27 protein-coding genes and 1 pseudogene are annotated in these 18,919 nt (G+C 61.6%); 14 read left to right on the forward strand and 14 right to left on the reverse strand.

Annotation, left to right across the window (positions count from 1 at the left end):
- The first annotated feature begins 8 nt into the window (after positions 1-8).
- Positions 9-2,468: a hypothetical protein gene (locus VHN57_RS08670; RefSeq protein ID WP_423283581.1), complete on the forward strand. Its 2,460-nt coding sequence runs from the start codon at positions 9-11 to the stop codon at positions 2,466-2,468.
- Between the two features lie 32 nt (positions 2,469-2,500).
- On the opposite strand, the gene VHN57_RS08675 is transcribed toward VHN57_RS08670, so the two are convergent.
- Positions 2,501-2,728, reverse strand: coding sequence for a hypothetical protein (locus VHN57_RS08675; protein WP_423283583.1), 228 nt, complete (start codon positions 2,726-2,728; stop codon positions 2,501-2,503).
- Positions 2,729-2,823: 95 nt separating this feature from the next.
- Between VHN57_RS08675 and VHN57_RS08680 the strand changes: the two genes are divergently transcribed.
- The 5 genes from VHN57_RS08680 to VHN57_RS08700 all read left to right on the forward strand — a co-directional run bounded on the left by VHN57_RS08680 (position 2,824) and on the right by VHN57_RS08700 (position 4,743).
- A complete protein-coding gene (locus tag VHN57_RS08680) occupies positions 2,824-2,985 on the forward strand; it encodes a hypothetical protein (protein WP_423283585.1) in 162 nt (53 codons plus the stop codon).
- A 178-nt stretch (positions 2,986-3,163) separates the two neighbouring features.
- The gene (locus VHN57_RS08685) at positions 3,164-3,598 is read left to right on the forward strand and encodes a hypothetical protein (RefSeq protein ID WP_423283587.1); all 435 of its coding nucleotides are present in this window, start codon (positions 3,164-3,166) and stop codon (positions 3,596-3,598) included.
- Positions 3,595-4,191, forward strand: coding sequence for a hypothetical protein (locus VHN57_RS08690; protein ID WP_423283589.1), 597 nt, complete (start codon positions 3,595-3,597; stop codon positions 4,189-4,191). Before VHN57_RS08685 ends, VHN57_RS08690 begins: the two co-directional genes overlap by 4 nt.
- On the forward strand, positions 4,188-4,457 hold the full coding sequence (locus VHN57_RS08695; protein WP_423283591.1) for a hypothetical protein: 270 nt from the start codon (positions 4,188-4,190) through the stop codon (positions 4,455-4,457). Before VHN57_RS08690 ends, VHN57_RS08695 begins: the two co-directional genes overlap by 4 nt.
- 94 nt (positions 4,458-4,551) lie before the next feature.
- Positions 4,552-4,743, forward strand: coding sequence for a hypothetical protein (locus VHN57_RS08700; RefSeq protein WP_159078646.1), 192 nt, complete (start codon positions 4,552-4,554; stop codon positions 4,741-4,743).
- Positions 4,744-5,701: 958 nt separating this feature from the next.
- On the opposite strand, the gene VHN57_RS08705 is transcribed toward VHN57_RS08700, so the two are convergent.
- The 3 genes from VHN57_RS08705 to VHN57_RS08715 form a co-directional block, all read right to left on the reverse strand.
- A complete protein-coding gene (locus VHN57_RS08705; RefSeq protein ID WP_423283593.1) occupies positions 5,702-5,908 on the reverse strand; it encodes a DUF6961 family protein in 207 nt (68 codons plus the stop codon).
- 144 nt (positions 5,909-6,052) lie between these two features.
- Positions 6,053-6,343 (reverse strand): hypothetical protein, encoded by a 291-nt coding sequence (locus VHN57_RS08710; protein WP_423283595.1) that lies wholly within the window; start codon positions 6,341-6,343, stop codon positions 6,053-6,055.
- Positions 6,344-6,363: 20 nt separating this feature from the next.
- On the reverse strand, positions 6,364-6,618 hold the full coding sequence (locus VHN57_RS08715) for a hypothetical protein (protein ID WP_423283597.1): 255 nt from the start codon (positions 6,616-6,618) through the stop codon (positions 6,364-6,366).
- A 98-nt stretch (positions 6,619-6,716) separates the two neighbouring features.
- Between VHN57_RS08715 and VHN57_RS08720 the strand changes: the two genes are divergently transcribed.
- Positions 6,717-7,370, forward strand: a complete 654-nt coding sequence (locus tag VHN57_RS08720; RefSeq protein WP_423283599.1) for an SOS response-associated peptidase family protein — start codon at positions 6,717-6,719, stop codon at positions 7,368-7,370.
- Here the strand turns inward: VHN57_RS08720 and VHN57_RS08725 are convergent.
- From VHN57_RS08725 to VHN57_RS08740, 4 genes are all read right to left on the reverse strand, one after another.
- The gene (locus VHN57_RS08725; RefSeq protein WP_423283601.1) at positions 7,367-7,495 is read right to left on the reverse strand and encodes a hypothetical protein; all 129 of its coding nucleotides are present in this window, start codon (positions 7,493-7,495) and stop codon (positions 7,367-7,369) included. The two genes, VHN57_RS08720 and VHN57_RS08725, sit on opposite strands and share 4 nt — an antisense overlap.
- Positions 7,473-7,868, reverse strand: coding sequence for a thermonuclease family protein (locus VHN57_RS08730; protein ID WP_423283603.1), 396 nt, complete (start codon positions 7,866-7,868; stop codon positions 7,473-7,475). Before VHN57_RS08730 ends, VHN57_RS08725 begins: the two co-directional genes overlap by 23 nt.
- A 582-nt stretch (positions 7,869-8,450) precedes the next feature.
- A complete protein-coding gene (locus tag VHN57_RS08735) occupies positions 8,451-8,813 on the reverse strand; it encodes a hypothetical protein (RefSeq protein ID WP_423283605.1) in 363 nt (120 codons plus the stop codon).
- Positions 8,810-9,190, reverse strand: coding sequence for a hypothetical protein (locus VHN57_RS08740; RefSeq protein ID WP_423283607.1), 381 nt, complete (start codon positions 9,188-9,190; stop codon positions 8,810-8,812). The genes VHN57_RS08735 and VHN57_RS08740 overlap by 4 nt, the downstream gene beginning before the upstream one ends.
- Before the next feature lie 285 nt (positions 9,191-9,475).
- Between VHN57_RS08740 and VHN57_RS08745 the strand changes: the two genes are divergently transcribed.
- Positions 9,476-9,781, forward strand: coding sequence for a hypothetical protein (locus VHN57_RS08745; protein WP_423283609.1), 306 nt, complete (start codon positions 9,476-9,478; stop codon positions 9,779-9,781).
- Positions 9,782-9,954: 173 nt separating this feature from the next.
- Here VHN57_RS08745 and VHN57_RS08750 read toward each other — a convergent pair whose 3' ends face one another.
- Both VHN57_RS08750 and VHN57_RS08755 read right to left on the reverse strand, forming a co-directional pair.
- Entirely contained in the window at positions 9,955-10,392 is a 438-nt protein-coding gene (locus VHN57_RS08750; RefSeq protein WP_423283611.1) for a cupin domain-containing protein, read from the reverse strand.
- Positions 10,393-10,458: 66 nt separating this feature from the next.
- A pseudogene (locus VHN57_RS08755) lies at positions 10,459-11,249 on the reverse strand (IS5 family transposase).
- A 114-nt stretch (positions 11,250-11,363) separates the two neighbouring features.
- On the opposite strand from VHN57_RS08755, the gene VHN57_RS08760 reads away from it, so the two are divergent.
- Positions 11,364-11,666, forward strand: coding sequence for a glycine zipper 2TM domain-containing protein (locus VHN57_RS08760; protein WP_423283613.1), 303 nt, complete (start codon positions 11,364-11,366; stop codon positions 11,664-11,666).
- A gap of 77 nt (positions 11,667-11,743) precedes the next feature.
- Here VHN57_RS08760 and VHN57_RS08765 read toward each other — a convergent pair whose 3' ends face one another.
- Together VHN57_RS08765 and VHN57_RS08770 are read right to left on the reverse strand one after the other, a co-directional pair.
- Entirely contained in the window at positions 11,744-12,034 is a 291-nt protein-coding gene (locus VHN57_RS08765; protein ID WP_010337758.1) for a hypothetical protein, read from the reverse strand.
- A 149-nt stretch (positions 12,035-12,183) separates the two neighbouring features.
- On the reverse strand, positions 12,184-12,591 hold the full coding sequence (locus VHN57_RS08770; protein ID WP_004207335.1) for an EVE domain-containing protein: 408 nt from the start codon (positions 12,589-12,591) through the stop codon (positions 12,184-12,186).
- 98 nt (positions 12,592-12,689) lie between these two features.
- Here VHN57_RS08770 and VHN57_RS08775 point away from each other — a divergent pair, with 98 nt between their 5' ends.
- The gene (locus tag VHN57_RS08775; RefSeq protein ID WP_017499520.1) at positions 12,690-13,637 is read left to right on the forward strand and encodes an isopenicillin N synthase family dioxygenase; all 948 of its coding nucleotides are present in this window, start codon (positions 12,690-12,692) and stop codon (positions 13,635-13,637) included.
- Positions 13,638-13,697: 60 nt separating this feature from the next.
- Here the strand turns inward: VHN57_RS08775 and VHN57_RS08780 are convergent, their stop codons facing one another.
- Positions 13,698-14,081, reverse strand: a complete 384-nt coding sequence (locus tag VHN57_RS08780) for a dihydroneopterin aldolase (RefSeq protein WP_004207337.1) — start codon at positions 14,079-14,081, stop codon at positions 13,698-13,700.
- A gap of 125 nt (positions 14,082-14,206) precedes the next feature.
- On the opposite strand from VHN57_RS08780, the gene VHN57_RS08785 reads away from it, so the two are divergent.
- Genes VHN57_RS08785 through VHN57_RS08800 form a run of 4 tightly spaced genes read left to right on the forward strand, consistent with a single transcriptional unit; the run spans position 14,207 to position 17,144 of the window.
- On the forward strand, positions 14,207-14,725 hold the full coding sequence (locus tag VHN57_RS08785) for a GNAT family N-acetyltransferase (protein ID WP_278987406.1): 519 nt from the start codon (positions 14,207-14,209) through the stop codon (positions 14,723-14,725).
- A 52-nt stretch (positions 14,726-14,777) separates the two neighbouring features.
- The gene (locus VHN57_RS08790; protein ID WP_278987405.1) at positions 14,778-15,344 is read left to right on the forward strand and encodes a DUF1285 domain-containing protein; all 567 of its coding nucleotides are present in this window, start codon (positions 14,778-14,780) and stop codon (positions 15,342-15,344) included.
- Complete coding sequence (locus VHN57_RS08795) at positions 15,341-15,952, forward strand: CoA pyrophosphatase (protein ID WP_278987403.1); 612 nt, start codon at positions 15,341-15,343, stop codon at positions 15,950-15,952. The genes VHN57_RS08790 and VHN57_RS08795 overlap by 4 nt, the downstream gene beginning before the upstream one ends.
- Positions 15,933-17,144 carry a CCA tRNA nucleotidyltransferase gene (locus VHN57_RS08800; protein WP_278987402.1) on the forward strand — a complete coding sequence of 404 codons (1,212 nt, stop codon included), beginning with the start codon at positions 15,933-15,935 and terminating at the stop codon, positions 17,142-17,144. The genes VHN57_RS08795 and VHN57_RS08800 overlap by 20 nt, the downstream gene beginning before the upstream one ends.
- Here VHN57_RS08800 and VHN57_RS08805 read toward each other — a convergent pair.
- Positions 17,108-18,862 carry a putative bifunctional diguanylate cyclase/phosphodiesterase gene (locus VHN57_RS08805; protein ID WP_278987401.1) on the reverse strand — a complete coding sequence of 585 codons (1,755 nt, stop codon included), beginning with the start codon at positions 18,860-18,862 and terminating at the stop codon, positions 17,108-17,110. The two genes, VHN57_RS08800 and VHN57_RS08805, sit on opposite strands and share 37 nt — an antisense overlap.
- Positions 18,863-18,919 lie beyond the last annotated feature (57 nt).

Here is an 18,919-nt window from a genome sequence, read left to right on the forward strand (position 1 = left end):
GCAAGCAGATGAAATTTTCTCCTGATGTTGCGCCGACGGTTGGTGATATTGTTGGCTTGCGCGGCGTGCAGAATGAACTTGTGACGCAGACGCTCGAACTGACCGGCGCGCGCGATATCATCGTGGATCAGATGGACCGTCTTGGCGGCGGCGCGGCGGTCTACGTCCCGCGTCAAATGGCGCTGTTTGCCAATGGCGCAACCGTTCTCAACCTGAACTTGACGGCCGATGCGAAGCTGACCTCGCATACCAAAGTACCTATCAGCGCAGCCACTACGACGTTTCAGGTTGTCTATTACGACAAGCTCACTGCGCAGATGGTGGTTGTCGCAAGGCCCTCCATCGCTCCCGCCGATCCGGCACGATACTATCACATCGTCACCCTATTCGGCGCTGGCCAAGGGTGGTCCAGTGAGATGCGCGTGACTTCGACGGTCGAATCCGTGCCGAGTTTTTCGACCGGCTATCCGATTGTGTTCGATGCCGGCGAGGCGAAGCTCTATCTCCCCCAGCTCTACGGTCTTCGTGACAGCGGCACCGTGGCCTGGAATTTGCAGCCGCTTTCGACTGATGACAATTATCGGGCGGTCGATGTTCCGCTCACCGGGGCCGCCACCTTCATCTATGTGGATGTCTGGGCCTGCGTCGCAAACAGCCGCGATCCGAATGCCGTCATCGTGGCCCAGGGCTATTCCAACCGGCCAGCGCGCGCTGGCTCCGCGCTGGCCCTGATCGGTGTGGTTTTCAACGGCGTCTTCACGCCCGCCAACCCTGATGTGGCCTTGGCCAACATGGTGCCGAACCAGTTCGGTGCAGGGCGTGAGGATAATGATCAGGCTGATCTGATCTTCGGATCAGCCGCGCCGGCGGCTTTGACCCGTCCTGAAAGCCTGGCACTTGGATTTTCCCGAGGCTTTTCGGGTTCGACCTCCGTATTCTATGGCGGGCGTTTTCCGCAGCCTTCGGTGAGCGGCTTCTATTTCTACCGCTATTTCATCGAAACGGATGTGGCGGACAGTTTCGGCACGCCGGTGGCCTACATGGTCGAACGCGCACCGGACGGCGGGAATAGCTACACCTATGGCCCCGCCCGGCTGTTTAAGAAGCACTCTCCCTATCTTGCCGAATATGCGGGCTATATGCGCGCCGCTGGCATCAATCCGGTTTATGGCTTCTGGAACGGCCTATCGAGCGGCACGGCCGGGCAGCAGCGTGTCTTCGGCATGCAGGCATGGTTCGGTGCGGCAGACAGGCCGTGGATCAGCCGCCGTGATTTTCCGCGAAAGGGTGACGAACTCGGTTCGCGCGTCCGCGCCCTGGAGGCCGTGGGCCAGCCTGTGGCTTCGCTCACCCCCCTGGTGCCGCCCCTCTTCTACGTCCATCCAGACCGGCCCTACAATGTCTATCCAGACCAGATGTTCGGCTATAATTCGCGGGGCTCATACCGCATCAAGCTGGTGCAGAATATCGGCTATGGCCCCATCAACGGCGCTGAGCTGACAGCGGCATCCATTCGAGCGCAGGATTTGCCTGTTGGTCCGTTCGACTGGCACTTCCAGAGCGTGGTTTCACCGCTGGAGAAGAAGCAGGCCTCGTCACAGGTGCGCCTTCTCGATCCGGCAGCTATTGCCGCCCTAAATTGCAAGCCCCTGTTCGGCGGAGACAGCATCACGGACTGGGCGGGCGCCGCGGTGCATCCGGTCATGCGGCTGCGAAACATGGGTGCCACCGTGACGCCGATAGGCACCATGGGGCAGTATAATAGCGCCTCTCAAACCGGTGACACCGTGCTGGGGGAAGGTCGATCATCGAGGCGGATGGCAGACTTCTACGGGCTGACCCAGGACCGAATGAAGATTATTCCGGTGGGCGAGGAATCCGCCTATCTGGCGCTGAGTTCGGCGGAAAAGCGCGAGTGGAACCCTTTCCTCAAGGTGGCTGATGCTGCTGACCTGGCGGACCGCGCTGACATGGTCTTCGGCGGCAACATCTTTGACATGCGCTTCTATCTGGACCGGTTCGATCTGGACGACCCGAATGTGTTCGTCATCAATCTGGCCACCAATGATTTTGCGAACGAGACGCCCGAGGTAGCAGCTGCGCATGTGGCAACGGGTCTGCGCATCCTCGTATCGCAGGCGAGGCGCGCGGTGCCGGGCATAAAGGTCGTGCTGGCCTATAACAGCCGTGGTGAAGGCCCCACCAGCCAGGCCTATTGGGAGGGCGGTTTCCGCACTTGCCTGCTGGAATATCTCAAGTTCACGCTGCTGGACGGTGCGGTGGCGCTGGCGCCGGGCTGGTGCTGCATCAACCGTCTGAGCGGCTTCAACTATGCGCTCACTGCTGATCCGAACACCGGGGTCTCAACCGGCAACATATCGGATTCCACCCATTATGGCCTGCCCGGACGGGCAGAATATGGCGAGGTGGTGGCTCAGACTATTGCAGGGGTGATGACGGGCGCATGAATGTCCATGGTTAAGGGGCAGTGCTACAGGACTTAATCATAATCATCAGTATAGCCTGTTAGATTATCGAAAAGCGTTGTCATTTTTTCAGCGACTTTTCTGGCACTACCCAGATTTTCCTTCGCCAATGTCAGGTCACCACGCTCGACTGCTTCAACCGCATCAGCTAAAGCATTTACAGCTATAGCGAACGTGATTGCTATTTGGCTCAGCGAGGCATTGCTAGCCGGAGCATTCAAAACGTCATCTTCGAATGGCATGTGGTCTGACTTCCTGTCTATGGCCTCAAAACGGTGTAACACACGTGGTTCAACGTGTCCTATGCGTCTGCTGTATCCTTTGATAATCTACATCCATGGGCATATACGGCGCCATTGCGATCAGTGCTTTCCTGATCTTCCTGCTCCGCTACGGCATGAATGCGCTGCAGCGTTCGATGATCCGCCATGTCCGTCGGAAGCGGTTGGCCGCGCGCCAGGGGAAATCCGGCAACAAGCCCGGCAAGACGAGAGCGTAACGATTCGTGCTTTCGGGTAGAATGCCGCGCAAATCCACGCGCCCACATCGCGCATATTAGTTGCCGAATATTCCGCAAATAAGTAAGATAATTACAATCCCTCGCTGAGACGACGGTAATCCATGCCGTCCGTATCGGCGAGGATGTCGCCGCTCACAATCCGCTCAGAGGAGCGTTCATGCACACACAACAGGGGGTAACGTCGATGACGCCATGGGGCGAGGCGCTCGTCGTCAAGTATGGCGCGATCGTGACGGGCTGGGCCATCGGCACGGCTGCGAAATACGGGCTGATGCTCGGCGAAGGACGCCGGATCACCCTCAAGGTGATGCTGATCGACGTTCTGCTGATGGGCATGGTGGTGTTGCTGGCACGCTGGGTGATTGCCCGGCTCGGCCTTAATCCCACCGACGCAGCCACCGCTGCCGCGCTGATCGGGCTTTCTTCGGACCGGCTGATCCGCATGGTTCGCGTCTGGTTCCTCAAGCGCGTGGACGCCGAGCTTCAGCAACACGTCAAGGCGGAGATCCGGCAGACAGCCCAGATGGAGCTGAGCGCCGAGCGAAACCTATCCGATATCGCAACGGGCAAGCGGCCCTTGGGAGGTGAATGATGACCACCATTTCCGATGACGATTTCGTGCGTCTGTTTCAGGAGCGCACCGGCCTTTCCCCTGTCGATGGCTGGGCGGGCCGTGACACGATCGCGATGCTGGACAAGCTGGCACCGCCGAAAGCGACGGCTGCGACCGGGTTACCGGATGATTATTGGCCGATGCTGTCGAAGATCGAAAGCGCAGACCGCCCCTATATCAAGGCCAGCACCTCCAGCGCGTCCGGTCTCTACCAGTTCATCAAGTCGACCTGGCTGGGCGAAGGCGGGAAATGGGGCGCCGACATGTCAAAGGCGTTCGGCGGCCTGATGCCATCGACCGATGAGCAGCTCGCCCGCGCCAAGACGTTTACCGCCAAGAACGCCGCCTATCTGCGCGGCAAGGGCATCCCGATCAACAAGGCCTCGCTCTATGCGGCCCACTTCTTCGGGCCGGTAACGGCTGCGGCGGTGATAGGCGCCGATACCAAGGCGCGCGCGGATCTGATTGCCGGCGCCGCTGCCACCAAGGCCAACCCGTCGATCCTGCAGAACAAGACTGTGGGTGACTTCCTGACCTGGCTGCAGAAGAAGACCGGGGAGTGGGCGCGATGAACAACCGCCACAACGTCCTGTCCTATCTCGCCACCCTCGCCGCGATCGTCATCATGACCATCGTGGCGGCGGTCATCTGCGTGGTGGTGGAGCCGGATACGCATCTGCCGCAGATCGTGGCCGCGCTGGGCTTCATCGGTGCCGCAGTGACCGGCCTTATCGGCGTCATCGGCACCTTCAAGGCGCGCGACAATAGCGAGGCCGTGAGCGAACAGCTGATAGCCAAGCTACCGCCGGCCGCGCCGACTGAGGAGCAAGCTCAATGACCCCGCTCGACATCATGACCGCCTTCTGGCTCGCTGTGGCGCTCCTCGGCGGCGGCGCCTGCATCCTGGCGAACTATCTGATGAGGGCACGCTAATGGGACTGGGCAAGATCACGCGCGGGCTCGGCAAGGTCGGGCTCGCGTTCGAGGCTTTGGGCTATGTCGTGGCTGGCGCTAAGGCACTGGTGCGCGCGGTTCGTGGCGCCCCTGACGGACGCCGAGATGATGAACGCCAGGAGCAGGATCAGCATACTGACGAATCGAGATTATTCAAACAGGCGGATTGATGTCGGACCAGTGTGTGGGCGCAATGACCGGGAATCTCCCAGCGGGAAGGCCCGCGAAAGCAAGGCACCAGTCCTGTGCGCCCTCTGTGTCATCCCAAGCTGCGACAGAGACGCCTAGCTGGTTCCAAAGCAGCATCGTCCGGCCGTCCTTCCTATCTTCCGGTAGGAGTTCCATTACCTGCCAAGGAATTAGAGAAACGGATATCATGATCACCTCACTTCTCGGGATTAAAGCTGGGCGCGCTTGAGGTTTATCGACCAAGGAAAGGTGAGCCCGACGCGGCCAAATTTCTTGGGGAAATATCGGGGTGTGCGCCGGGCTCAAGTCTCAGGTACCAGCGCTGCATAAATAGCGCCAGACCTGTCACGAGAAGGTGCCCCTGGCGCGCGCCGCTATGACGTTGAACCTCGCCAGGAGCAGCTGCAGGATAATCGCGAAGAAGAAGACGTTCAAGGGTAACCCCGCCTGCATCAGGCGGGTCGCTACCAACTGAACTGCAGACGGGGTGTCTAGCGGTCGGGCAGTCTAAAACCGAATCGCGAGACGGCTTTGGGTAGGGTTTCTATCCCTGCTTTGGAAGCGTAATATGCCGACGAATGAGGCGGTGACCCCAGCGCTGCACTTCGAAAGGGCGTCGCAGTCTTCAGCACCGAGGTCAGCCTAAGCTATCCCTGATCATCCCATCCAACAATAAGGGGAAGCACGAAAGGTCGATCCTGACCGACCAAAAGCCGAATTATCTATCAATCACGGCGCAGTTGCATGAAAGCGCGTATGATCAGGCCAAAGATCACTACGTAAATTGCTAGGTCCAAGACTACTTCGGACATCTGGCTGTCGAGCCTCCTATCCTATGCCAGAAATGGGAGACCCTGACCGACCAACCGATTGCAAACGTCGGTCAGGATCCACCGTGGCGATAGCATCATCGCTCGCGGAAGCAAGAAGGGCTGGGCATTATTGCCGGCTAAGCGGCCGGCCGGTCCTGTAATCCATAAGCTGATCGATCCGCTCGGCGATCTCACGCCAGGTCCGCGCGGATGCATCATCGCCGGCAGCTTCGGCCTCCGCGATCTGGACAGCGGCATATTTCGGCGCTTTCGCACCACGCCGCTTTATGACCTCTTGCGCTGAGGCCCATAGGGTCCAGTCGTTCCGTTGCATGGGCTGTCCCTGCATATCCGCAGGGACCATGCCACTAGCTGCCGACCTGGTTGCAGTGACGGCGGATGATGTGCGGATCTGCACCGAGAAAGCGGCGGTCAATGAGGGCGAACGCTTACTTGGGAGTGAGCGGTAGGCGCTTCATCAGTCCTCATCCGCTGGTCCAAAGGTCTGCTTGAGCGGATTGGTCATGTGGATGCTCTCGACCTTCTGGACCCTCGTCAGCTCATCCAGCAGCAAGCAGACAACGAAGTCGAACACCTTATTTTCGCTGCCGATACCGTTACTCCCCACCCACTTTGCAGGTTCACCGCCGCGCCAGGTTCTGATCTCCGCATACCAGCGCTCACCATTTTGCCAGGTGCGCCATCGAAAGGCTAGACTGTGATGGCGGCAGATTTCGCGAAGCCTAGTATCATCAGGCCCGGTCGGCATTGACAAGCACCCTCACCCGCTCAATCGATGCGCTCATCGTTCATCCTGTCCGCGGCAAGAAATTCCAGCGTCTCATGCGCGCCTTCGATCATCGTGTTGCGCTCTTCCACGGGGAGTTCGTTCGCGATGGCGAAGGCGATAGCAGCATCGGCCGCCTCGATATGGTTCGCATAGCCCGGCTCCACTCGATCGTGGGTGAACTGGCCATCCGGCGCGGCTTTCGGCGTGGCCACGAACCAGCGGCCATCGCCATATTCAAGACATACGGTCTGCATCGCATTTCTCCATCCGAGTCGTGTTCGCATGATAGAACATAATAGGAACAAACGGGAGTCCGGTTGACTCTCGGCTGGTCGCGAACCACGCTGCAGCCATGTGCAATCGGGCAGAGCGCGGCGACACGCAGAAGGTGCTGAACCTGTTCGGCGCGCGCAAAGGCGCCCGCTTCAATGAAGGCCCGCTGGAGACGCACCCGGCCCAGCCCGGCACGATCGTCCGCCTAGAGGATGGCGAACTGGTGCTGGAGCAGATGACGTGGGGCTTCCCTCTCGCCCAGAAGAGCAAGAAGACCGGGAAGCCGCTGAAACCCAAGCCGGTGAACAATGCCAGGTTCGACAAGCTCGGGAGCTATTGGAAGCGCTGGGCGATCGATCCGCGGAGCCGCTGCCTGATCCCGACCGCGCGCTATGCCGAGGCCGTGGGCGAGCCGGGCCACATGACCGAGACGTGGCTATCGGTGAAGGATCAGCCCATCTTCGCCTGGGCGGGGCTTTGGACGATCAGCGATGAATGGGGCGGCGTCTATACCGGCGTCATGACCGACAACGCGCCTGAGCTGATCGACATTCACGACCGGTCCCCGGTGATCCTTGATCCGGCCAATTGGGATACTTGGCTGCATGCGCCGCTTGAGGAGCTATACCAGTTCGATCGGCCTTATCCTGCAGATTGTATGGTGGTCGAGCATACTGATGCCCCGTGGTTCAGGAAGAAGGGTAGCGCACCTGCAGCGCCGTCGCTGCTTTAGAAGTCGATTTCCCGGCGCTGCATTTCGGCAAGCACCTGCTGCTCATACTCGGTCGGGTTTTCCGGATCAGAGGCGTTCCACAGGTTGACCAACGTCTCGTCGTCAAGATCCTCTACGTCTGGCATACCGGCACTCCTTGGCTAGGCGCTGTCCATTGTCCCATTTCTCGACATAAACCGCCCTACCCGCCCGAAGTTGCTCACAAGCCAGGTTCTTGTCGCCGGCATAGGCCTGGGCAACCGTCCGCCCATAGCGATCGCGCGTCACTGGGCTAATCGTCACCACGCTCGATACCATCTTCTCCAGCGCCTTCTTGCTGGCCACCGGATCGCCAGGCGCGCAGGCGCGACCTTTGCGGCAGTGTCCGGGCATTTCCGGGGCATCGATTCCCAGCAGGCGGACGCGGCCGATCTCGCTGCATCGGAGGGTATCGCCATCGACGGCCGTGCAGGTGATCGGCGGCGTCCAGATGGACAGCAGGAGGATGGGGAGGATCATTCACGCTGCCTATAGCTGCGAGGGATCTTGAGGAAGGGCCGAAATACAAGCTGATCGTCACCCGATGGGCAATTGGGCCGGGCCTGAGATAACCAGCGTTGTTTCTCAATCGAACGACGAGACGGGTATGCCATAATACATTCTCCCTTTGGGTTGGGAGAACATGGTTGCCGTCATTCACTGGTTTTCGGCTGCAGTGACCATCCGGCGAGCCAGGCTCCAACCCCAAAGTATGGGTTTGAAACTTGCCCCTTTCGGGGCGCTCTAACCGGATGGGTCTCGACTCGAATCAAGCCTCTAACTTCCGTGTTTCCTGTATAGCGACGCCAGGGTATGATAGACAACTGCAGGATTGCTCAATCTCCCGCGCTTCGTTTTCCTTGGATAGGAGGTGGGCGCGCTCTCCATATTTGTCGCGGCGGGTTGCCCATGCTCGGGCGCGGATTACGGACATTTCGGCGGCTGTCTTAGGGGCGGCGCGCTTCGTGTATTGGCGGGTGAAGTCGGGGCCGCAGTCGAGGCCAGCGCCGGCGCAATCGGTGCCATGGACGCACGGCCATTTGCCCGTCTGGTGGGCGGGAGTCATGCTGCGGCTCCGAATAGGTCAAACTGGTCGGGGCCATTGATCAGGCTCAGCAGCCATTCGCGGATGCGCGGCGCCTGCTTGCAATCGCTAGTCTCGATGCTTTTGAGCAGCCTTTCAGCCTCATGTTTGATGCATGATTGGCGGTCGCCGTGGTCGGGAAAACGGGTCCGCTTTGTCAGCGGTCCGCTGCCCCCGCGCATATCGGTCCCGCCCATCTGATAGCTGTAGGCGCCCAGCCAGACCCCATCGACTTCAAGGACGTAGATCTGGCAGTGGATGCCATTCTTGGTGTCAGGGCAGGCGATGCATTCGCCAGCGTGCTTCGGATAGACACCGTTCTCGTTTGGCTCGGCCTTCACATCCCCCTCCCCATCAGATCGGCGGGGCGGGTGACGGGCTGGGCGTCACGCCATTCCGCATATTCCTGAACGATGCCCAAAATGGTCGGGTCGAAAAATTCGGAACGGTCGGCCTGCCAGCGCGCAAGGTCTTCGCGCGGAGAAAGGCCGGTGGCGTTGTAGGTGTGGATGCAGCCGATCCCCGCCGTCTCGTAGGCGTGGAATGCCACCATCGCCTTGCACGCAGCCCGCAGGCTGCACGTTTCGTCTTCTTCGCTGGTCGCCGCGTCACGCTGGAGGCGCTTGCAGAGCAAGTCCCATGCCCGTTGCATGATCGTCTTGGGCGGAACCGGGGCTTCCAGACGGATTCCGCCTGAGGTATTGGTGTCGTCAGCCATGCGATACTCCATCATCGTGTTGGTCAGGCCCCGGCGCGATGCCACTCGCGTTCGGGGCCGATCTTTTTGATGTGGAGAGCAACCACCGCACTAGGGTGCGTCATGCACCTTTGAGCCGTGGAAAGGCCCGAAAGCCCCGCACAAGATCACCAATGGCGATCAGGAAAACCGCGACAAACCGGCCATATCGGAACCGGAGTGAGGGTTTTGTAAACCGAAGGTCGGGGGTTCGATCCCCTCAGCCGGCACCGACGGACTCTTGAACAGTGCGCTCATGCGCACTCGATGGCACTCGGCATCCCGGAAACAAAATGGGGGCCGACATCGCTGCCGGCCCCCACTAACGTCGGTTCCTTTCGGCCACATGCCCTTGCGGGTTGCGCCTTCCGGTCCGGCGATGTGATGTGTTGCCACATCTTCGCGCGGGAGAACGAGCCCGAAGGCCTGTTCACCCATGCTGACCTTTCATCCGAAGCCCGACGTTCACTTTCGCGCGTACCCGGCATCATCCTGAAAGGCTTGGATCCGATCGTCCCTGCCATCCTCGCGCATGGCAGCTTCCAACGGACCATCAGGGCAAAAAATCCTTGATTTCTCTTGGATTTTCCGGCTTTGGATCGCTCCTTGCCGACTGTCCCGATACGAGGATGCTGTCACGATCCGCGAGTCGGACAAAGCGGATTCAGACAGTTTGAAGACAGGCCGCGCCACAAATCTGTGGATAACTTTGGATAAGTCTGAAAATCGGCGGAAATCCGCGCGCTTCAGGCGGGCGCCCAATTGGGCGGCGCGAGCGTGAAGCCCGCAAAGTCGAAGCCCGGCGTGACCGTGCAACTGACGAGCGCCCATCCGCCGACCGGCCGCGCCGCCTGCCAATGATGCGCCGGGACCAGGCGTTGCGGCATCTGCCCCGCGGCGATATCCGGGCCAAGGTGATGATCGACGCCAGGCCCCTGCGGCGGAGCGATGCCCAGAATGATCGGGGCCCCTGCGTGCCAAAACCACATCTCGTCGGCATCGACCCGATGCCAGTGTGATCGCTGATGCCCCTCCAGCAGGAACAGGATCGCGGTGCCGGCCGCTCTCTGGCCCACAGCCGCCTTTGCCCGCCAGGTTTCGCGATACCAGCCGCCTTCGGGATGCGGGGCCAGGTCGAGCGCCCGGATCAGTGCGGCAGCATCCTGCCCGTCGCCTGCGTTCATCGCTTCACCTCAAATTTAATTTCCGCTGAAACAAAAACTTATGCCGTTGTCAGAGGTTCATGCAACCTAGGTTTCGTGGACAAAGGGTATCCATTGCAGGGCTGAGACGAGATTGACGAAGCCGAGGTAGGACTCTTTGGTTTTGTCGTATCGAGTTGCGATACGCCGCCAGTTCTTGAGTTTGTTGAAGAGGCGTTCGACAAGATTGCGCCAACGGTATTTTTCGCGATCGTGTGGGATTGGATCGCGCCGATTGCTTTTGGCGGGAATGACAGCCTCAACGTCAGCATTGGCCAATTCCTCGCGGATGGCATCTGCATCGTAGCCCTTGTCCGCCAACAATGCCTCGATCTTATGAGCAATCAAACGGAACAGCGGGCCAAAGCCTTGGATATCGTGGCTCTGGCCCGGCGTCAGGACAAAGCCGAGCGGTCGGCCTTTGGCATCGCAGCGGGCGTGGAGCTTTGTGCTAAATCCGCCTCGCGATCGGCCAAGCGCCTCGGTTTCCTGAGTCCCTTTTTTATGCCGACGGCACAATGATGTGCTCGGACCACGGTGCTGTCGATCATGTCCGCAGTGGCATCACGAGCCACCATTTCGCCCAGTGTCTCGAGCATCGCCTCGAACACCCCGGTCGTAACCCAGCGCCGGTAGCGGCGGAAAACGCTGTTCCACTTGCCATATTCATCCGGCAAGTGGCGCCATTGCGAACCTGTGCGGGCGATCCACATCATGCCTTCGAAATACAGCCGGTTGTCCTGTGCTGGACGACAGCCACGACCACGCTCAGATGGCAGTAATGTGCCGATGATCCCCCACTCGTCCTCCGTCAGCCCAATACGCTCGCCCAACGCCACCTCCAAAAGGCAGCCTTGAATCAACGCCCGATCCTGCTGTCAACCTTTGTCCACGAAACCTAGGTCAATAGGCAGGGGTTCAATCGGCTGACAACGCAATTCGGAGGAGATTTCATGCGTAACGCCCTGATGGCCATGGCCGCCCTGTCGCTGGCCATTCCCGTGTCGATGGCCGTTACCACGGACGGCGCACAGGCCCGCAAACATTATCGTTACAAGGAATGGCGCGGTCGCGACGGCCGCACCTATTGCCGCAAGTCCAATGGCACGACCGGCCTGATCGTCGGCGGCGTCGGCGGCGCGCTGGTCGGCCGTGCGATCGACACCCGTGGCGACCGTGCGACCGGCACGATCCTGGGCGCTGCTGGCGGCGCGCTGCTCGGCAAGGAAATCGACAGCAAGCGCCGCTGCCGCTGATCCCGTCGTCAAGGACAACGAAAAAGGGCGGCCTCCCATCGGGAAGCCGCCCTTTTTGATGGCCGAAGCCAAATGGCTTAGTTGGTCGCGCCCGAAGCCGCGCCGCGCGCGTCATCGACCTTGAACGACACGGTCTGGCCGCCCGAGACGCCCGAAACCTTGTCACCCTTGACCTGCAGGTTGAAGGCGACGGCGTCGGGATAACGACGGCCCGAGATCACCTTGCCGGTCTTGGTATCCTTGACGTCATAGACGTAGGTGTAGCCTTCGTGGGTGAAGCGCTGCTTGGCGGCGTCCTGCGCATTGGCGGGGGCAGCGACGGCAACGATGGCGCTCAGGGCGCCGGCGACAACAAACTTGGACAGCATTCGCATGGGTGTGCTCCTTGTGAATGCCCTCAAACACCTCTTGGACATTCTGTTCTGTTGCCACCCATATGTTGCAGCGCAAAAACTCATACAATCGCAAAAAACGGCGTTCCAGTTGCGCGGAACGCAATCGAGGCACTCTCGTTTTTCTAAGCCTTTGACAAGGCGACGATATGCTCGAACTGCTGCGGCGTCAGCGGCGCGACGGACAGGCGCGATTGCCGTAACATCACCATGTCGGCCAATGCCGGGTCCGCCTTCATCGTCTTCAGTGTCACCGGGCGATCCAGCTTCTTGTGCGGCGCAACATGTACCGCGATCCACTTGCCGGTCTCGTCGGTGCTATCCGGCGCCGCTTCCTCGACAATCTCCATGATGCCGACCGCCTCGACGCCGATATTGCTGTGATAGAAGAAGGCCAGGTCGCCCTTGCGCATCGCCTTCATGTGCAACTGGGCGGCATGGTTGCGCACCCCGTCCCATTCCGCCTTCCCCTTCTTGACCAGGTCGGCATAGGAAAAGACGTCGGGTTCCGATTTCATCAGCCAGTAGTTCATGCCGCATCCTTGCATCAGGCGCCAAGGACGATCAAGGATGGGAACCATCGCGGCTGATCGCTATATCATCCGCAAGCAAATCGATCTGGAGAATATACGTGTCGCAATCCGTGCTGGATCAGGTGCCCGTCCTGTCCATGGCAGAGATGAGCAAGGGCGATTTCGCCGCCGCCTTCGGCGGCTCCTTCCAACGCTTCGGCTTCGCCATGGTCAAGGACCATGGCATGGACCAGGCATTGGTCGACAAGGGATGGGCGCTAGCGCGCGAATTCTTCGCCCAGCCGGTCGAAATGAAGCGCGCCTATGATGCCAAGTTCAATGGCGGCCAGCGTGGCTACACCGCTTTCGGCGTGGAGATTGCCAAGGGCGCGAGCGAGAATGACCTCAAGGAATTCTGGCATGTCGGCCGCGACCTGGCGCCCGGCGATCCGCTTGCCGAAACCATGCCGCCCAATGTCTGGCCGACCGAAATGCCGGCGTTCCGCGACGTGTTCGCGCCGCTCTATGCCGAGTTCGACCGGGTCGGCGCGGAACTGCTGTCGGCGATTGCCCTCTATCTGGGCCTGCCCGAACGCTGGTTCGACGGCCCGATCAAGGATGGCAACTCGATCCTGCGCCTGCTCCATTATCCGCCGGTGTCGCCCGAGGCGCCGGGCATCCGCGCCGGCGCGCATGAGGATATCAACCTCATCACCCTGCTGCTGGGCGCCGAGGAAGGCGGGCTGGAACTGAAGGATCGCGACGGCAATTGGCTACCCGTCGTGCCGCCGCCGGGCGCGCTCGCCATCAATGTCGGCGACATGCTGCAGCGGCTGACCAACCATGTGCTGCCCTCGACCAGCCACCGCGTCGTCAATCCGCCGCCCGAACGGCGCGGCCATTCGCGCTATTCCATGCCCTTCTTCCTGCATCTGCGGCCCGACTTCATGATCGATGCGCTGCCGCAATGCGTGACGCCGGACAATCCGCGCCGCGAGGCGCCGATCAGTGCGCATGACTATCTGACCGAGCGGCTGATCGAGATCGGCCTGATCAAGAAGGCGTAAGAAAAGGCCCGCCGCTGCATTGGGCAGCGGCGGGCCTCTCATTCTCAGCGCAAGCGGCGCTTATTTCCGGCCGCGGCCGAGAGTGATGCCGATTTCCTCGCCCCGCTCGCTCAGCGCCAGCTTGACGATCTTCACCTCGACATGGCGGACCTTGTCGTCCTGCAGGAAGATGGTCTCGATGATATGGTCGGCCACGCCTTCAATCAGGGTGAAGTGCAGCCCCTCGGGCAGTGCGGTCGACGCGGCATGCTTGAGGTCCATGTAGTTTTTCGACTCGCTGAGCGGCGTATCGGGATCATAATGGTCCGCAATCCGCAGCTTGGCCCGGATCGAGATGCGCAGCGGCTGGGGCAGATGCGTCTCTTCCGAATAGATGCCGGTCAATACGTCGACGTGCAGGTTGTTGACCTCCAGCGTCAGATAATCGTCAAAAATGCTGTCCATAGCTCGCCATGTCCGGTCGCGCGAAGGGCGCGGGTCCAGTTTGATCTTTCCTTTTGCGGCATGGACGCTATAGGCCCGCCGCTTCCGGCGCGGTCCATGCGCCATTGATGGCGGATCGGCAAGACATGTCAGCAATTCTTCCCCTCGACAGCCAGCCCGCCGACGCGATCGAGGGTCTGCTGGACGCCGCCTTCGGCCCTGACCGGCACGGCCGCACCGCCTATCTGATCCGCGATGGCATGCCCTGGCTGCCTGCCCTGTCCTTCGCGGTGCTGGACGAAAAGGGTGAACTGATTGGATCGCTGCAAAGCTGGCCGGTGGCGCTAACCCACGAGGATGGCAGCCAATTGCCGCTGATCATGGTCGGCCCGGTCGCGGTTGCGCCGGCGCATCAGAAGGGCGGCCATGGTCGCGCGATGATGGATGCAGTGGTCGCCGCCGCCCGCGCCCAGGCCTGCGAACCGCTGATGATGATCGGCGATCCGGAATATTATGGCCGTTTCTGGGGCTTCACCGCCGACGGCACCGCCGGCTGGGATTGCCCCGGCCCGTTCGAGCCCCGGCGCCTGCTCGTCTTGTCGGTCGATGGCCGCCCGGTCGGCGGAACCGGCATGTTGTCGCCGCGAATCACCGTTACGACCTGACCGCAGCCGAAAGACCTTTGCCAAGCGGGCCGGCCGCTCCTATCTGCTTTCCATGCCGATGGAGCCCCTGCCCGACCTCGCCGACCTGTCGCTGGCCGACATTGCCCGCCTTGCCGCCGAAAAGCGCCTGCCGCCGGTCGAGAAATGGAATCCCGACCATTGCGGCGACAGCGAGATGCGGATCGCACGCGACGGCACCTGGTTCCATCAGGGATCGCCGATCGGGCGCGAAGCGATGGTACGGCTCTTTTCCACCATATTGCGGCGTGAGGGCGACGGCTCCTATGTGCTGGTCACCCCGGTCGAGAAGCTGAGCATCGCGGTCGAGGATGCTCCCTTCGTTGCGGTCGAACTCAAAAGCGAGGGCGAAGGCGCCAGCCGCAAGCTCGCCTTCCGGCTCAACACCGGCGAACTGGTGCCGGCCGGCCCCGAGCATGCCCTGACCCTGCGCGAGAAGGATGGTGGCCCCCATCCCTATCTCCACGTCCGTGCCGGGCTCGACGCGCTGATCGTGCGCAGCGTCTATTATGAACTGATGAACCTGGCCCTGAGTGAAGAAGGCGAGCGGGTCGGCTTGTGGAGCGAAGGCCGCTTCTTTCCGCTGGACGGCGCGGCATGACGCTGGCCGAGCGGCTGCGCGCCGCACTGATCGACGGGCATAGCCGCGATATCCAGTTGCTTCCGTCCGAAACCCGCGATCCGCGCATCGTCGGCGACATGGCACTAGCCCCCGCCGCCGTGCTGGTCGCGATCACCGACCGGGCCAATCCCGGCCTGATCCTGACCCAGCGTTCGGAAAAGCTGCGCAAGCATGCGGGGCAAGTCGCCTTTCCCGGAGGCCGGGTCGATCCGGACGATGTCAACGAGATCGCCGGCGCCCTGCGCGAGGCCCGAGAGGAAATCGCTCTGCCCTCCGAGCGGGTCGACATCATCGGCACCTCGGATCGCTATCATACCTTCACCGGCTTCGACATCGTGCCGGTGCTGGGTGTTATCCCGCCCGACCTGCCGCTGCGCGCCCAGCCGGGCGAAGTGGCCGACTGGTTCGAACTGCCGCTTGACTATGCGCTCGATCCGGCCAATCGGGTGCGCCGCAGCCTGATGTTCGAAGGCATCGAGCGGCAATATTATGAAATCGACTGGCAGGGCCGCCGCATCTGGGGCGTGACCGCTGCCATCCTCGCCAATCTTTCCCGCAGGCTCGGCCATGACCCGCATTCTTCCTGACGCCCCCTGGCGCCACCGCTCCGGCCTTTCCGGCCTTCTCGCCGCGCTCGACGCCGACCAGGGCCGTGCCCGCTATGTCGGTGGCGCGGTGCGCGACGGGCTGCTCGGCCTGCCGGTCAATGATCTCGACATCGCCACCAGCCTGATGCCGCAGGATGTGGTCGATCGGCTGAAGGCGGCCGGGATCAAGGCGGTGCCGACCGGGATCGAGCATGGCACGATCACCGCTGTGTTGCCCGACGGGCCGGTCGAGATCACCACGCTGCGCCGCGACGTCAGCACCGACGGCCGCCGCGCCACCATCGCCTATACCGACGACTGGCAGCAGGACGCCGCTCGTCGCGACTTCACCTTCAACGCCCTCTATGCAGATCCCCTGACCGGCGCGATCAGCGACTATTTCGGCGGCGTGGCCGATCTCGATGCACGGCACCTGCGCTTCATCGGCGATGCCAGCGCGCGGATTGCCGAGGATCATCTGCGCATCCTGCGCTATTTCCGTTTCCTGGCCCGCTATGGCGACAACGAAGTTGACGCATCGGCCTATGATGCCTGCGTCGCAGCGGCCAACAGCCTGATGGCATTGTCGCGCGAGCGGATCGCCGACGAACTGCTCAAATTGCTGGTGGTGCGCGATCCTGTGCCGGCGCTGCGCCTGATGGTGGACGGCGGGATCTGGCTGCCGGTGCTGCCCGAAATCACGCACGAAGGCATCGACCGGCTGGCTAAGCTGATTGCGCGGGAGAATGAGGCGAGCATGGCACCATCGGCGCTGCGCCGATTGGCCGCGCTGGTGCCGGCCGACGCGGCGCTGGCGGACCAGATCGGCGCGCGGCTCAAACTCTCCAACAAGGCGCGCAAGCGGCTGATCACCGCGCTCGAAACCGCCTCCGCCCCCGAAGGCCCGCGCGCGCTGGCGCACCGGGTCGGCGTGGAAGGCGCGATCGACCGCATCCTGCTCGACCCCGCCGCGTGCCTGTCGGCACTGGTCCCGCTCGACGGCTGGACGCCGCCCAGCCTGCCGATCGGCGGCGGCGCGCTGATCGCGCGCGGCCTTCAGCCCGGCCCGGACGTCGCCCGTGCCTTGCAGGAAGTGCAGAAATCATGGGTGGCGGAGGATTTCCCCGACGCCGACCGGGTCGGCGAAATCGCCGATCAGATCGTCTCGAAATTCCAGCGCACGCGCCAATAGTCGAAGGCATCGGCTTCGCTCATCGGGCGGGCGAAATAATAGCCCTGCCCCTGCCAGCAGCCCATCTTCTGCAGCATGTCGGCCAGTTCCTGGGTTTCGATACCCTCGGCCGTGACCCGCAGGTTGAGCGATTCCGCCAGTGACAATATGGTGCGGACGATCACGGCTTTATCGTGATCTTCCAGCATGTTGGACACGAAACTTCGATCAATTTTGAGGATATCGATCGGCAGGCTGTGCAGGCTCGCCAGGTTGGAGAAGCCGGTGCCGAAATCGTCCATCGCGATCGGCATCTGCAGATCCTTGAGCGCGAACAGCAATTTGCGCGCCTTGTCCGGATCGGCGATGATCGCGCTTTCGGTCAGTTCGGCGGTCAGGCGATGGCCGCCAATGCCCGAATAGCGCAGCGCTTCCTCGAACATCGATGCGACATCGTCGCGCGCCATCTGGATCGGCGAAAGGTTGACGTTGACGCCGACCGGCAGGGCCTGGCCAAATTTCGCGTCCCAGCGGCTCAGCGCCTGCGCCGCTTCATAGGCGGCCCAGCGACCGAGCGGGGTGATGAGACCGCTCTCTTCCGCGACCGGCACGAACTCCACCGGCGAGACATGGCCCAGTTCCGGGTCATCCCAACGCGCCAGCGCCTCGAAACCGGTAATTTCGCCGGTCTGGAGATGGATCAGCGGCTGATAGGCCAGGGTCAGCCCGCCATGGGCCAGCGCATCACGCAGTCGGCTCTCGATCGAGAAGCGGCGCTGCGCTTCCTTGAGCACGCCATTGCGATAAATCTCGACCTTGCCGGTGCGCTTGGCGATCTTGACCGCCGCCTGCGCCTTGCGGACGACATCGTCCGGATCATCCTCCAGATGCGTCGACAGGGCGCAGCCGATCGCGCAATCGACGCGGATCTGCAGGTCAGACAGGCGGATCGGCGAACTCAGCGCCTCTCTGATTCTCTGAACGATCTGAAGAGAGTCAGACAAGCCATTGTTCAAGCGCGCAAAAATTGCAAAGTCATTGCCGCCGATGCGGGCCAGCACATCGCCCTGGCGCAGGCAGGATTTGAGCCGCTTGGCGACCGTGATCAGCAGTTCATCACCGGCCATCGGGCCAAGCGATTCGTTCACCCGGCTGAACCGGCTGAGATCGATCGCGATGATGCCGAACTGGGCATTGTCCGGCCAGCTGCCATTGGCGAGCCGATCGTCAATCTCCTCGCCGAAGCCGGTGCGGTTGGGCAGCGCGGTCAGGCCATCGGAAAGCAGCTCGCGCCGCAAATTCTTCTCCATCGTCCGCTCGCTGGTGCGATCGATCGCGGTGAAGAGAAATTGTTCGGCGCGCGCGCCGGTGGCCCGCAGCCGTCCGAGCGTGCAGAGAAAATATTCAGGGCCAAGCTTGCCGTCACGGCGGATTTCGAAACTTTCCGAATCGCGATCCGACTGGGCAAAACCGGTGACGCGCGCGCGCCATTCGGCCGATGCCTGGGCCGTTGCGGCCGTCCGTTCGCGATGTTCCCGGAACGCCTTGAGGAACGGCTCATTCGCTTCGACAATGCTTATTGCATTGTTCTCACATGATAAAATTGCCGCAGCCTGCGACAAGGCGGTGAGCCATTCGCTCGCTCCGATCATGTGCGGCAGATGCGTGTCATCACCCCCGGGCAAGGGGAGGCCACTGGTCTGTTCAGGGGGCCAGCTACGCACCGACATGGCTTTCATGCCTCTGCCTTATCCGCCAAGGGTAAATATTCGGGAAACGAACATCTGCCGATGGTG

It is taken from the genome of Sphingobium salicis subsp. salicis (assembly GCF_049472635.1).
Lineage (GTDB): Bacteria > Pseudomonadota > Alphaproteobacteria > Sphingomonadales > Sphingomonadaceae > Sphingobium > Sphingobium yanoikuyae_A.